10 protein-coding genes are annotated in these 14,697 nt (G+C 41.5%); 4 read left to right on the top strand and 6 right to left on the bottom strand.

Annotated features, from left to right (window positions below; translation table 11 throughout):
* The first annotated feature begins 71 nt into the window (after positions 1–71).
* A complete protein-coding gene (locus tag MKL62_RS05690) occupies positions 72–914 on the top strand; it encodes a class I SAM-dependent methyltransferase (RefSeq protein WP_000191936.1) in 843 nt (280 codons plus the stop codon).
* A gap of 53 nt (positions 915–967) precedes the next feature.
* Here MKL62_RS05690 and MKL62_RS05685 read toward each other — a convergent pair whose 3' ends face one another.
* Positions 968–2,281 carry an alpha/beta fold hydrolase gene (locus tag MKL62_RS05685; RefSeq protein WP_001084482.1) on the bottom strand — a complete coding sequence of 438 codons (1,314 nt, stop codon included), beginning with the start codon at positions 2,279–2,281 and terminating at the stop codon, positions 968–970.
* Between the two features lie 299 nt (positions 2,282–2,580).
* Between MKL62_RS05685 and MKL62_RS05680 the strand changes: the two genes are divergently transcribed.
* A complete protein-coding gene (locus MKL62_RS05680) occupies positions 2,581–3,846 on the top strand; it encodes a glutamate-5-semialdehyde dehydrogenase (protein WP_001154159.1) in 1,266 nt (421 codons plus the stop codon).
* A 105-nt stretch (positions 3,847–3,951) separates the two neighbouring features.
* Here MKL62_RS05680 and MKL62_RS05675 read toward each other — a convergent pair whose 3' ends face one another.
* The 5 genes from MKL62_RS05675 to edd form a co-directional block, all read right to left on the bottom strand.
* The gene (locus tag MKL62_RS05675) at positions 3,952–5,580 is read right to left on the bottom strand and encodes an NADP-dependent glyceraldehyde-3-phosphate dehydrogenase (RefSeq protein WP_001072702.1); all 1,629 of its coding nucleotides are present in this window, start codon (positions 5,578–5,580) and stop codon (positions 3,952–3,954) included.
* A 172-nt stretch (positions 5,581–5,752) separates the two neighbouring features.
* The gene (locus tag MKL62_RS05670; RefSeq protein ID WP_001978744.1) at positions 5,753–6,265 is read right to left on the bottom strand and encodes a gluconokinase; all 513 of its coding nucleotides are present in this window, start codon (positions 6,263–6,265) and stop codon (positions 5,753–5,755) included.
* Between the two features lie 17 nt (positions 6,266–6,282).
* Positions 6,283–7,641: a GntT/GntP/DsdX family permease gene (locus MKL62_RS05665; RefSeq protein WP_000450961.1), complete on the bottom strand. Its 1,359-nt coding sequence runs from the start codon at positions 7,639–7,641 to the stop codon at positions 6,283–6,285.
* A gap of 195 nt (positions 7,642–7,836) precedes the next feature.
* Complete coding sequence (gene eda, locus MKL62_RS05660) at positions 7,837–8,457, bottom strand: bifunctional 4-hydroxy-2-oxoglutarate aldolase/2-dehydro-3-deoxy-phosphogluconate aldolase (RefSeq protein ID WP_005129750.1); 621 nt, start codon at positions 8,455–8,457, stop codon at positions 7,837–7,839.
* Positions 8,458–8,477: 20 nt separating this feature from the next.
* Entirely contained in the window at positions 8,478–10,331 is a 1,854-nt protein-coding gene (gene edd / locus MKL62_RS05655) for a phosphogluconate dehydratase (RefSeq protein WP_005129751.1), read from the bottom strand.
* Between the two features lie 762 nt (positions 10,332–11,093).
* Here edd and MKL62_RS05650 point away from each other — a divergent pair.
* Together MKL62_RS05650 and pta are read left to right on the top strand one after the other, a co-directional pair.
* Positions 11,094–12,296, top strand: coding sequence for an acetate/propionate family kinase (locus MKL62_RS05650; RefSeq protein WP_000236000.1), 1,203 nt, complete (start codon positions 11,094–11,096; stop codon positions 12,294–12,296).
* Positions 12,297–12,338: 42 nt separating this feature from the next.
* Positions 12,339–14,483 carry a phosphate acetyltransferase gene (pta, locus tag MKL62_RS05645; protein WP_005129752.1) on the top strand — a complete coding sequence of 715 codons (2,145 nt, stop codon included), beginning with the start codon at positions 12,339–12,341 and terminating at the stop codon, positions 14,481–14,483.
* The last annotated feature ends 214 nt before the right edge of the window (positions 14,484–14,697 follow it).

Below are 14,697 nucleotides of genomic sequence, written 5' to 3'. Positions count from 1 at the left end.
ATGCATTAGAACCTCTTCATTGTTATTAATAATGAAGATCACACAAAAACAATAAATCGAGTTCAGGACGAATGACACAACACCTTTCAAAACACCGCCACATTTCTTTTACAGCCCACTATACAGGCTATATCTGGTATCAAATGGGGATCTCACATGAAGCACTTGCCACTAGCAAAGGCAAATCACTGGCATATTTAGTTCACCCATTAGAGTCTTGGGCGGAGAAATATGTCGGTGGCAGTATGCGCACGACGCTTAAACAGCGCCATACCATGCTTGATCATGATTTAGAGAAGTTAATTCAAGAAAATCCTGATTTACAGGTGCTTGAAATTGCTTGTGGTTTATCACCACGTGGTTGGTGGTTTAGGCAGCATTATCCTTCCATTAGCTATCGAGAGCTTGATTTACCTGATATGGCTCAAACAAAACAAAATGCACTACAACAAATTGAAAAAAATGCACCTGAGGTTTTATCAGTCGATTTATTTACCGAAGCCTTTGCTCAAGCATTTGAAGTGTTTGACTCTAACCGCCCACTGGTTGTAATTAGTGAAGGTTTAATTAACTATTTTGATAAAGACTTATTAAAGCAACTGATCCAATCCATTGCCCACTATGGTGCTTCCTTTAAAAAGCTTCATTATTTAACCGACCTGTATCCTGAACCCGTTAAAAACAAACTTGCAAGTATTATCTGGAATAGTAGTAAATTACTTAAACTTATGTCTCGAAGCTCATTTAGTTTTCATTTTAAGACTCCACTAGAAGTGAAAGACTTTTTTAAAGATGCAGGCTTTAGTCAAGTTAACGTTGAACAACCTCAAATATTCTTTGGACAAGTTTCTAAAGACAGCGATGAAGAGCATTTAGGCGACTTAGTCTGGACTATCCATGCTCAATTAAAATAAAAAATGGAAGCCTCGTGAGTTTTGGGGCTTCCAAATCATAAAAGAATTAAACGTTAAGCTGCTTGTTTCTGGCGAGCAATGAAGCGGCTTAAACGGTCAGCAAGCTCAAAGCTACCATGTTTAAATAAGGCACGGACTCCTTGTTCAGTAGCTTCAAAAATTAAACACTCAATCGAGAAAGCACCCTCTTCATCTTCTAAATGTAAAGCCAAATCACGTGGGTGTTCATTTACAAACTCAAGCTGTGCTACATCATCTAACTTCAAATACATCCCAAAGAAAGTCACGTCAACAATCGTCACTGGCACCTCTGTTTCACATTCACGGTGGCTCAGTTTCGTTTTAGGCTGGAGAACTGGTATACGCTCTTCACCTCGGCGTTCCATGTTTTGTATTTGCTCACGCGTCATTGGAATAATGCCATCCAGATTTTGGATAGATTCACCCTTCAAAAATGAAGTGAACAAACTCATAGTTTCTTTACGGCGCTGGAGCTGCGGCACATGGTCAGCGTTAGCAATCAGAGCAAATTCCATATCCGGACATTGCAAAGCAAAATTGGCATTTTCATGAGGCAAAGTAAAACTATCGTACTGCCCTGCTGCGACCAGTGTCTTACATTCTGGAATAGGTACATCTGTTAAACGCAAAAGGCGATTACAGTTAATTTCATAACGTTCTCTTTCAGTACCCGTAAATTCTGCCATTTGCCTAAAAAATAATTTTTTAGCTGTAGGCGACATACGTGTTTTATCTAATTTGGCATGATTCACCAAATATAAAATTACCGCTTGCCCAAACTCTTCCATACGATTTTCTTGCATGAGTTTGAGCGACTCTTCCAGAATCATCCGCCAGCTTTTACGGGTCTTTTGCATAACACCCATTAAAATCATACGGTCCATCAAATCTGGACGATGATAAGCAAAACAAGAAGCAACAACTGAACCCAACGACATTCCCATTACAGAAACTTTTTGAATTCCGACGATATCTAGCCAACGTCCTAACATTTCCGACAAATCGGGAAGCTCTAATGTTCCAGCAGAAATTCCGGTATCTCGATTGGTAATTTGTTGATTTGCGCCCATAGATGGCAAGTCGATTAAAATCACCGGGCCACTTTCAAATAGTTGTTCAACACAATATTTATACGAGTTAAAATTTTGAAAAGCACCGCCAACAATCACAATCGGTGTTTTGTGAATCGTTTGTGGGTCTGCAATCGCCATGTATTCAATTTTCCAACCGTCAATCCATGTGGTACGAGCTGGCTGTTTAAAACTATCTCTATGGTAGATATCGAAAAACCCAAAACCGGCATAAGCTTGGTTTATCTCCGAATCCATTTGAATAATGGAATTCATATCCTTGCTTCCTCCTTGCTGTAATTTTTTTATGCTGCAAGAGTTCCTTCTTGAACATGTAATCTTTTATGCACAAATCTTTAAAATTTGTATTAGTTTGTATTGCACAAGTCCATTCTAAACAATTGTCTGAAATATACGCAATCGCTGAATTGACCGCTCATCCTGTTTAAGCCGCGAATAGTTTGCAAAATATTTAAATGTTTTTTTATAGCGGTCACATTTTTCCAAAAAAGCCATTCATTGTTCCGCATTTGACTGCTACTATCGTAGTCATTGGTAAATGATTAAAAAATGCTATGCAAGATTCAATTGAACAATATATGCAAAAAGTTGGGCAACAAGCACGTGATGCTTCACGCGTCTTAACAAGTGCTTCTACCTCACTTAAAAATCATGCACTCTCTGCTATTTATACTGCTTTGGAAAACAACCAAGCAGCTATCTTGGCGGCGAATCAAATCGACATGGAAAAAGGCCGTAGCAACCAGCTCGACAGCGCCTTACTTGATCGTCTTGAGCTTACGCCCGCACGTTTTAAAGGGATGTTGCAAGGTTTAAAAGATGTGATCGCGCTTGTCGATCCAATTGGGGAAATTACGGATCTTGCATATCGCCCCACAGGCATTCAAATTGGGAAAATGCGTGTACCTCTAGGTGTCGTTGGTATGATTTACGAATCACGTCCAAATGTCACACTTGAAGCTGCATCTTTAGCAATTAAATCGGGCAATGCTATTATTTTACGTGGTGGCTCAGAAGCACTTGAGTCAAATAAAGCAATCGCAGAAGCGGTGAAGCATGGCCTAAAAGTTGCTGGTTTACCTGAGCACTCAGTACAAGTGATTGAAACTTCTGACCGCGCAGCGGTTGGTCACCTCATTACTATGGCTGAGTATGTAGATGTTATTGTTCCACGTGGTGGTAAAAGCTTAATTGAGCGTGTAACCAACGAAGCTCGCATTCCTGTGATTAAGCATCTTGATGGTAACTGTCATGTGTTTGTAGAAGCCCAAGCAGACTTACAAAAAGCATTACCGATTACTTTGAATGCTAAAACACATCGTTACGGCGTTTGTAATGCAATGGAAACTCTGCTCGTTGATGAAAAAATTGCAGAAGTTTTCTTACCACACATTGCTGAGCTTTATGCTGAAAAACAAGTTGAGCTACGTGGTTGCCCAGAAACACGTCGTATTTTGGGTACTACTGTCAAACCTGCGACAGAAGAAGATTGGTATACCGAATATCTAGGGCCGATTCTTGCAGTTAAAGTGGTTAGCGGTATTGATGAAGCAATTGACCATATCAACAAATATGGTTCGCATCATACCGATGCAATTGTGACAGAGAACTATACTTTGGCACGTCAGTTCTTGGCTCGCGTAGATTCAAGCTCCGTCGTAGTTAATGCATCAACTCGTTTTGCCGATGGCTTTGAATATGGTTTAGGTGCTGAAATTGGTATCTCAACAGATAAGATTCATGCACGCGGCCCTGTTGGCTTAGAAGGTTTAACTTCTCAAAAATGGATTGTGTTAGGTGACGGTCAAATTCGTCAATAAGCCTCCTACTTAAATAAAAACGCCTGATCCATATCAGGCGTTTTTATTTTGTTATTTCCCATAAAAAAGCCAGCCCGAAGGCTGGTTTTTTTAACCATAGATCAATTAGAAAATAAAGTCGGTATTCACAAATTTCGAATAGTGCTCAGACACCATAGAAGCCAGCATACCTTTACTGTCATCCGTCTGTTTAGCCGCAATCATAGAGCGAATCGAGAATGCACGAAGCGCATCATGCACAGAAAGTGTACCTTCTGCAGAATCTTTACGACCACCAAATGGGAATACATCAGGACCACGTTGACACTGACAGTTGATGTTTACACGACAAACTTGATGTACAAGTGTATCGACCAAATGACCAATTTGCGCTGGGTCACTACCAAAAATACTCACCTGCTGACCATGATCAGAAGTAGTGACATAATCCAATACAGTTTCAATATCATCATAAACAGCAACTGGTACCACTGGGCCAAACTGTTCTTCGCGATACAGTCTCATCCCCTCAGTCACTGGATAAACTACGGCTGGATAGAACATGGTTTTGCAGAATTCACCACCTTCCGGATTAACCACTTTTGCTCCTTTTGCCACCGCATCTTCAATCACTTCAGTCATGTAGGCTGTACGGTGCATGCCCGGTAACGGCGTAATAGAGACACCTTTTTCCCACGGCATACCTACTTTCAGTTTAGCCAGCTCCGTCGTTAAACGGTTAACAAACTCATCGGCTATCGAGCGGTGCACCATCAGCATTTTTAAAGCTGTACAACGCTGACCATTGAATGACAATGCACCCAACAGGCACTCTTTCACTGTCAGGTCCAAATCAGCATCCGGCAAAATGATGGCTGCATTCTTTGCATCCAACCCCAGAATCGCACGCAGACGGTGAGATTTTGGATGTTGTTTTTTCAAGTGGTCGGCCACTTTACTAGAACCAATCAGTGCCAATACATTAATTTGCCCAGATGCCAGCAAATGCGGCACTACTAGAGAACCTGGTGCATAAATGGTATTGATCACCCCTTTTGGAAATGAATCACGAAATGCCTCTAACAATGGTTCAAATAGTAAAGTTCCAAATTGAGGCGGTTTAAAAATAATAGTATTACCCATCAGCATAGCCGGGATCAGGGTTGCAAAGGTTTCGTTTAGCGGGTAGTTGTATGGTCCCATACACAACACAACACCTAATGGAGTACGACGAATTTGACCAATGGTGCCTTCAGCAATTACAAAGCGGGAGTTAGCATTATCCAGATCTTTCAGGGCATCAATGGTTTGACGCATGTAAGTGATAGTACGATCAAACTCTTTCTCTGAATCGGCCAAGCTCTTACCAATTTCCCACATGATCAGCTTAATAATCAGATCTCGTTGCTCTACCATGCGCTGAATGAAATTTTGCATACATGCAATACGCTCACTAACCTTCATCATTGGCCATTCGCCACGACCATTGTTATAAGCTCGTACCGCTGCTTCTAATGCTTCATCGCTTTCTTTTTCGCCCATGACTGGATAACTACCAAGTTCAACTTGCTGTAGGCTACCGTCAGGCTGCTGAATCCAGATTGGAGATAATGTTTTCTTGGTTGCACCAGCCCATAACTTCAACTCACCATCCACGAGTGAGACACGCTGATGAATTTGAGATGGCAAACGTACACTTTCAGGAATACCGTCCACTACTGGAAATTTATGCTGTAAATTATTTAACTGATTCATTCTTCTTAATACCTTATTATTTGTATGTCTTTATATATCCCCGAACCGTACACTGTAATCAGTTCTTCTTCGGATCAATACCACTATTATTATCAGTACTCACCTTGCTTGAACCGTAGACCACAAGGTGAATTCTTAAAGCATGGATAGTTTCGATATTTTTTAGTTGAATTTACCCCCGACACACACTATCAGTTACCCCTAGCTTCTGGATAACTTGTTCAATGATCTGTTCTGGTGTGAGAGCAATATCGATAGCAATTGCTTCATTCACATCAGGTTCCTCTAATGTATCTAGCTGGGTTTGTAACAATGCTGGATCAAAAAAATGACCAGATCTTTCTGCAAGTCTTTGCTGTAATAGTTCATAAGAACCTTTTAGATATACAAACTTAACGTTCTGGTCCTGCCCTCTTAAAATATCGCGATACATACGCTTTAAAGATGAGCATGTAAACACAGCCGTTTCACCATCTCTTTGTTTTGCTTCAATTGCCTGACGAATAGCTTGCAACCACGGCAAGCGGTCTTCATCGGTTAAAGGAATACCTTGGCTCATCTTACTTTTATTTGCAGCTGAATGAAGCGTATCGCCATCAAGAAACTCACAAGCCAAACGCTCTGATAACAACTCACCAATAAGGGTTTTCCCTGTGCCACAAACACCCATTGCTATCACTATCATGGATTACCTACCTCTAATTACAAAACAGCACTAAGCAACAATGTGAAAGACAAACCAAGTACCGAAATAATTGTTTCCAGTACAGACCAAGTCTTCAGTGTCTGCCCAACTGTCATTCCAAAATATTCTTTGATTAGCCAGAAACCAGCATCGTTTACATGCGAGAAAATTAATGATCCAGAACCTGTCGCTAATACTAAAAGTTCAGGTCTAACGACTACACCTGCTGCTGCCGCAATAGGTGCAACAATGCTACAAGCCGTGGCCATCGCAACAGTAGCCGAACCTGTTGCCAGACGTATGAGAGCAGCAACAAGCCATCCTAATAACAATGGTGAAAGGTTTGCTTTTAAAGCAGTAGAGACGATTTCATTAGAAATTCCACTGTCTCTTAAAATACCGCCGAAACCGCCACCAGCACCAACAATCAGCAAAATACCCGCAATTGAAGCTAGACATCCACCACAGAATTTTTCAATTTGTTCACGGTTAAAACCCTGCATGGTGCCAAAAGTAATAAAGCTGACCAAAACAGCAATAAGCAATGCAATATCAGAAGTACCAATAAAGCGTAATAACTCATTTGGGAACGTTTTTGGTGCAAAGAAAACATCTGCCCAACTACCAACTAACATCAATGCAACCGGTAGCATGATCGTAAATAAGGTTATCCCAAAGCTCGGCAATTCACGTGTGTTGTTAGCATCTGCTTCAACAAACTGCTTTGCTAAAGGATTATTTTCAGGCAATTTGACATATTTGTTGATCCATAATGCATACAATGGACCTGCAACAACCGCCGTCGGGACGCCAACCAACAAACTGTACATAATGGTTTTACCGATGTCGGCATGGTAAGCCTGTACCGCAAGCAAAGCGGCTGGATGCGGTGGAATCAACCCATGTACGACCGATAAACCCGCAACCATAGGTAAACCAACAATTAATAATGATTTACCTGTACGTTTGGCAATATTGAATGCAATTGGAATAAGAAGTACAAAACCAACTTCAAAAAATACCGGAAGCCCTACAATTAACGCAATAAACATCATGGCCCAGTGAATATGTTTTTCACCAAACCATTTAATTAAAGTAATTGCTATTCGTTCTGCACCACCAGACTCAGCCATCATCTTGCCAAGCATGGTTCCTAACGCAATCACAATCGCAAGGTGACCTAGTGTTTTACCGGTACCTGCTTCATATGATTTAACAATCCCGTCCATTGGCATGCCAACTGCAAGAGCTAAACCAAGAGAAACAATAATAAGAACTAAAAAGGGGTAAATTCTAAACTTCGCGATCATGACAATCAAAGCAACGATCGCAATTAAAGTATAGACAAGCAACATGCCACCCTGAACCGTCTCCATGTGACACTTTCTCCTTGGAATAATGATATCTAGGCACTGCCTAAATAAAGGTCTTCAACCAGAGATATACTCATTGTTGAAGCACTCATTTTTTATATTTAGTATGACTGGCAACCGCCAGTCACAGCATCACAAAAAATCTAAAGCACCTAAAAGACACTTTAGATTTTTAAACCACAATTACTTTCGTAAAACTCACAACTGACTTGCAATTTGGGCTAAACGGGTAATTTCAGCCCAATCTTGTGCAGCGACAACAGGTTTAGGCGTTAACCATGACCCACCTACACACACCACATTAGGTTGCTTTAAGAAATCTGGAGCTGTCTCTGCTGTAATTCCACCTGTTGGGCAGAAATGTAAGTTTGGAAATGGACCATAAAATGCTTTTAGCATCTCAACCCCACCTGCCTGTTGAGCAGGGAAAAACTTCACAATGTCGTAGCCCAACTCAATCGCTTGAATGAGATCACTCGGTGTCATTACGCCTGGTAAAAGAGGTAAACCTGCATCTTGTGCAGCCAAATGCAAGTCTTTGGTCAAACCAGGTGATACCCCAAATTTAGCACCAGCTTTTTTAGCTTGCGCACAATGCTCAGGCTTGGTAATTGTTCCCACACCCACCACAATGTCATCTGCTAACTGAGATGCACGTTCAATGGCAGCAAGCCCAGCAGCTGTACGTAAAGTAATTTCCAGTACCTTTACACCACCAGCATGCAACGCACGTGATACATGTTCACCTTGTTCGGCAGAGTCAAAAGCCAACACCGGAATTACTGGACCTAATTTGACAACATCTTCAATCTTGCTCATTACTTTGTAATTCCTTTGTCTTAAATCTGCCCTTGTGGCTCTTCACCAACAAGTGCACCAAACACAGATGCACCATGTTCAGCAGGCGCTGCTGCCGCACGGAACACACCAAATAATTCACGGCCAAAACCAACTTCGTTTTCTGCCTGATGTTCTGGTTGAGCAACAGGACGTGACTGCCAAGTCTGCTCATCTAACTCAATATCGAGTACACCAGCTTCAGCATCAATGATTAACATATCTCCGGTTTGAACTTTGCCAATCGGACCGTTCAATAACGCTTCTGGAGACAAATGAATGACTGCTGGCACTTTGCCTGAAGCACCAGACATACGACCATCGGTTACTAATGCAACATGGAAGCCTTGATCCTGTAAAACACCCAACACAGGAGTCAAGCGGTGCAACTCAGGCATACCATTAGCACGCGCACCTTGGAAACGAACAACCGCAATAAAGTCTCGGTGTAATTCACCACGATCAAACGCTGCCTGTACCGCTTCTTGCGAGTCAAAAACAATTGCCGGTGCTTTCACTTTACGGTGCTCTGGCGCAACCGCAGAAATCTTGATAACACCACGGCCAAGGCGACCTTGCATTAAGCGCAAGCCGCCATCTGGCTGAAACGGCGCATCAATGCTACGGAGTACTTTGTCATCAAGGCTTTGAACTATCCCGTCAACCCAAGTAAGCTTACCGTCAATCAATTTCGGTTCTTTGGTGTAATGTTGTAAACCTTTACCAGCGACGGTCGTCACATCGTTATGTAACAAACCAGCCTCAAGTAAGTTACGAATAAGGAAGGCTACCCCACCCGCAGCTTGGAAATGGTTTACATCGGCCTTGCCATTTGGATAGATTTTTGCGAGCAATGGAACAACTGCAGACAACTCATCAAAGTCATCCCAGTCAATTAAGATGCCAGCCGCACGTGCAATCGCAATAAGATGCAACGTATGGTTGGTTGAACCGCCTGTAGCCAGTAAAGCCACAATACCATTAATAATGGCTTTTTCATCAATAACATGGCCAATCGGCGTGTAGTTGCCTCGCTCGGCAGTTAAGTCAAGTACACGTTTAGCAGCTTCGGCAGTGAGCGCATCACGTAATGGCGTATGAGGATGAACAAATGCCGCACTTGGCAAATGCAAGCCCATCACTTCCATCAACATTTGGTTACTGTTCGCAGTACCGTAGAATGTACACGTACCTTGACCATGATAAGCAGCCGATTCAGCTTCAAGTAAGGCATCGCGTCCTACTTGACCTGTCGCGAATTGCTGGCGGATTTTAGCTTTATCATCATTCGACAAACCGCTACTCATTGGCCCCGCAGGGACAAAAATGGTGGGTAGATAACCAAACTGCAAAGCACCAATCAGCAAGCCCGGAACAATCTTATCGCATACCCCGAGACACAATGCGGCATCGAACATGTTATGGGAAAGTGCAATCGCAGTCCCCATCGCAATGGTTTCACGTGAAAATAGTGATAATTCCATACCAGCATTACCTTGAGTAATACCATCACACATTGCCGGTACACCGCCCGCAAACTGTGCAACACCACCATTTTCACGTGCAGCTGTTTTTATAATGTCAGGGAATGTTTTATATGGGGCATGTGCTGAAAGCATTTCATTATATGAAGACACAATGCCAATATTTGGTTCACGGCCAACTTTAATAATTAATTTTTCATTATCTTCCATGCCAGCAAAACCATGAGCCAGGTTGGCACATGAGAGTGCACCACGAGCTGGGAATTTGCCTTGGGCATGTTCAATACGTTGTAAATATGCAGAACGAGTTTTTTGGCTACGCGCAATTACACGTTCAGTAACTTTTGCCAATACTGGATTCGGCAAGTCCATGCTGGACGCTCCTGTACAACCGGATAAGCCGGAACATAAAAATAGACCAAATGATATATTTCATCATCATTTGATAAGGGGGAGGAACAATATTATTAAGGCAAAAAGCGACATGCAAGCCCTAGTCAACTTTACGGTAATACTCGAGCATCGGTATTAAATACAAATTATGTTTAAGTTTTAAACGAGAAGCTGGTTTTATTTTTGACTATATTTATTGGTAAATCTGCCTCTATTAACTATGAGAAAATTCTCATAATATCAAAGCAATAAATTATTCTTATAAATGTATTAATACCGGCTTTTTTATACTAAGTTTTATATTAAAAATGTTTATGATTTATTCATTTTAACCTATATATAAACGATTAAAATTTAATTTCATTTACGTATATTATTTGTAATACTCCCCTCTAGTTTGATTAAAATAACAGCACTTCTTTTTTCTTAAAAAATTTATCCCAAATATTTGAAAAATACATTAAATAGAAATCTAGCTTTCATAAATATATACAAAAAACTGTTTAATTCTTCTACAAAAAAACAATAAATACAGTGGTTAAGCTTTATACTGAGCGAATATTAGTTATAAAAAATTTAATGGTCGATAGTGCTTAAGTCTAATGGGCTAAAGTCTATCTTGGACAGAAAAACAACACATGTTAAAACATCACAACCTGCTCTTAATGCATCACACAATTAATGCCTTTTGATCAGGAAGTTAGGAAAACTATTTTTATATCAGGACTTGGGTATTTCAACGTGGCTACATCAGTATTAGTTATTAATTGCGGTTCTTCATCTATTAAATACGCACTGGTTTCAGAGCGTCGTGAAGATCGTATTTACGGTTTAGCAGAAAACTTAGGGGCAGCTGATGCTCGTATTAAAGGGATTACCGTCGGTGGAGAACCGCTAGAGCTTTCAATTCCTTATGCTGACCACGCCAAAGCTTTAGAAACTTTACTTGCACGTCTTGCAAACTATAAACCTCAAGCAATCGGTCACCGTGTCGTACATGGTGGAAGCCTTACCAAAGCTGAACTACTCACCCCTGAAATTGTAGAACGTATTCGTGCAGCCACTCCGCTTGCACCGCTTCATAATCCTGCTCACTTAATCGGGATTGAAGCAACGATGCGCCTATTCCCTGAATTACCTCAAGTTGCCGTATTTGACACCGCATTTCATCAAACTATGCCTGCGCATGCATACCGTTATGCAATCCCTAAGTTTTTATATACAGAACATAATGTTCGTCGCTATGGTTTCCACGGTACAAGCCATGCTTATGTGTCTGACCGCGGCAGTGAACTGGCAGGAAAATTCCAAAAAGGCGGTTGGTTAACAGCACACTTGGGCAATGGTAGCTCGACTTGTGCAGTGTGGAATGGACAAAGTGTTGATACTTCTATGGGCCTTACTCCACTTGAAGGTGTTGTAATGGGAACACGTAGTGGTGATGTCGATCCAAGCTTACACAGCTTCCTTGCTAAAAATCTTGGCTGGGACTTAGCAAAAATCGATAAAGTTTTAAATAACGAAAGTGGATTACTTGGCTTATCACAACTCTCTAACGATATGCGTACAGTGATTGAAGCTGCTGAAAATGGCAATGAAGATGCTTGCCTTGCGATTGAAGTATTTAGCTATCGCCTTGCAAAATCACTTGCTGCCCTAAGTTGTGGTTTACCAAGTATTGATGGCTTGATCTTTACAGGCGGTATTGGTGAGAACTCAGCTTATATACGTGAAAAAACTCTAGCTTATTTACCTCATTTCGGTTTACAGCTCGATAAAGACCAGAACAACAATTTAAAACGTGGTACAGAAGGCCGTATTGATAGCGGCACAGGTCCACAAATCTGGGTGATTCCAACCGATGAAGAAGGCCGTATTGCCAAAGAAACTCGTCAGGTTGTAGAGGTTTCACAAAATACATCTCCTGAAGTAAGCCTTGCTTAATTACAGTAGTCAAAAACGCTATTCATTTATTTATAGGTTTATATGAATACAATTTTATTAATTCCTACAGGTGAAGGGGTTGGTTTAACCTCTGCCTGCTTAGGTATGATTTATGCACTTGATTGTAATGGGATTAAAGCAGGCTTTTTAAAACCGTTCTCTCAGGTAGATCAAGAAAATTTAGACCGAACTACATCTTTATTTGGTCATTTATTTCAAAGCAAAACTGTTCAATCCATTTCTCATGAAAAGCTAACCCAACGCATTGCGGCTGGTGAAGTCGATGAGTTACTTGAAGAAGCAGTAAGTCTTCATCGCAGTATCGGAGCAGACAATAATGTGATTATTGTTGAAGGCTTATTACCAAATGGGCAAGACCATTTTGCCAGTGAACTTAATGCAAGCCTTGCTCAAGCGCTTGATGCTGAAGTGGTTTTAGTCAGTACAGCAGATATTCAAAACCCACGTAAAACAGCAGAGAAAGTTGAAGCTCACTTACGGCAGTTTGGTGGTGCAACCTCTAACCGAACAGCGGGCGTACTCTTTATGCGTACACGCGGGTTGTCTGAAGAGACAGCTCAAATACCTGTCGCATTTGACCCGTCGTTACGTCCAACTGAAGACATCGCAAAATTTACGGCAGAATTGCAAAAATATAACCGCTACTTTGGATCAAGCGATTTACCAATTATTGGTCTAGTTCCGTTTAGTAATACCTTAAGTGTACCTAGAACATTAGACATCGCGAGCGTGATTGATGGCCAATGGGTAAATCAAGGCGAAGCAAAAACACGTCGTATTTTGCACTCAAGTTTAATTGCATCAAGCATTGAATATGAACTGAATAAATTCATTGCTGGCGAACTGATTATTAGCGCTTCTGAACGTACCGATGTATTACTGGCAAGTAGTCTCGCCACCAGTAATGGTATTCCACTGGCAGGCTTAGTGTTGACTGAACGTGAAGCCCCTGCTCCCAAGCTTTTAGAGTTTTGCCAAAGTGCTACCAAACAAGGGTTGCCAATTTTACATACCCATTTAAATACACTAGAAACTGCGCAGCGCCTATCCGATTTTGGTAATGAAATTCCAACCGATGACACTGAACGTGCCGAGCAAGTGACCCGATTTGTTTCCAGTCACATAGATGTCGAATGGCTTAAACAGCATAGTAATAACGGTGCTACACCACGCCTTTCCCCTTCTGCATTCCGTCATGAACTGGTGCAAAAATCAATTGCAGCTAAAAAACGGATTGTCCTTCCAGAAGGTGATGAGCCACGCACTATTGAAGCTGCCGCTATATGTCAGGCTCGTGGTATTGCGCATTGTATTTTGTTAGCAAAACCAGAAGCTGTACATGACGTAGCAAAAGCACGTGGTATCGAGTTACCGGCTGGGTTAGAAATTATTGATCCAGATCAGATCCGTGACCAATATATTGCACCAATGGTTGAACTCCGCAAAGGCAAACTCAACGACCTACAAGCTAAAGAGCAATTACAAGATACTGTAGTTCTCGGCACCATGATGCTAGCTCTAGATCATGTGGATGGATTAGTTTCAGGGGCAGTTCATACAACCGCCAATACAGTGCGTCCAGCTTTCCAATTGATTAAAACCGCTCCAGCATACTCACTGGTTTCATCCATTTTCTTTATGCTTTTACCGGATGAAGTCTATGTCTACGGTGACTGTGCAATTAACCCAGACCCTACAGCCGAACAGCTTGCCGAAATTGCGATTCAGTCTGCTGACTCTGCAAAAGCGTTTGGAATTGACCCACGTATTGCCATGATCAGCTACTCAACTGGTACATCTGGAACGGGTGCTGATGTTGAGAAAGTACAGCAAGCGACTCAAATTGCACAGCAATGTCGCCCTGATTTACTGATTGACGGTCCACTACAATACGATGCGGCTTCAGTTGAAAGTGTAGGACGCCAAAAGGCGCCAGACTCACGCGTTGCTGGCCGTGCCAATGTGTTTATTTTCCCTGACTTAAATACAGGCAACACAACCTATAAAGCAGTACAACGTGCAGCAAATGTAGTTAGCGTTGGCCCAATGCTGCAAGGCCTAAATAAGCCAGTCAATGACTTGTCTCGTGGTGCTTTAGTAGATGACATCGTCTTTACTATTGCATTAACAGCCATTCAGGCCGAGCAGCAAGCTACTGCCAAATAATTAATATCATTTAATCTTTTCTACCTCTCGCCATTTGATATCCGCTCAAATGGCTTTTTTTATTTTTTAAGAAATAAGCCTGATTCTAGGTTGTTGTTAATTTTAAATAACTTAGCCTTTGTGTTATTCGACTTTCGGTCAAAAGATCAACCAATCCCCCACAAGATTGTCTTTTTGTCATATAATTTAGCCCGCTAGCTAACAGCCCGCTCAA

Source organism: Acinetobacter sp. AOR01_HL (assembly GCF_027855455.1).
GTDB classification, from domain to species: domain Bacteria; phylum Pseudomonadota; class Gammaproteobacteria; order Pseudomonadales; family Moraxellaceae; genus Acinetobacter; species Acinetobacter baumannii.
This window is presented reverse-complemented; position numbering and strand designations above follow the sequence as displayed.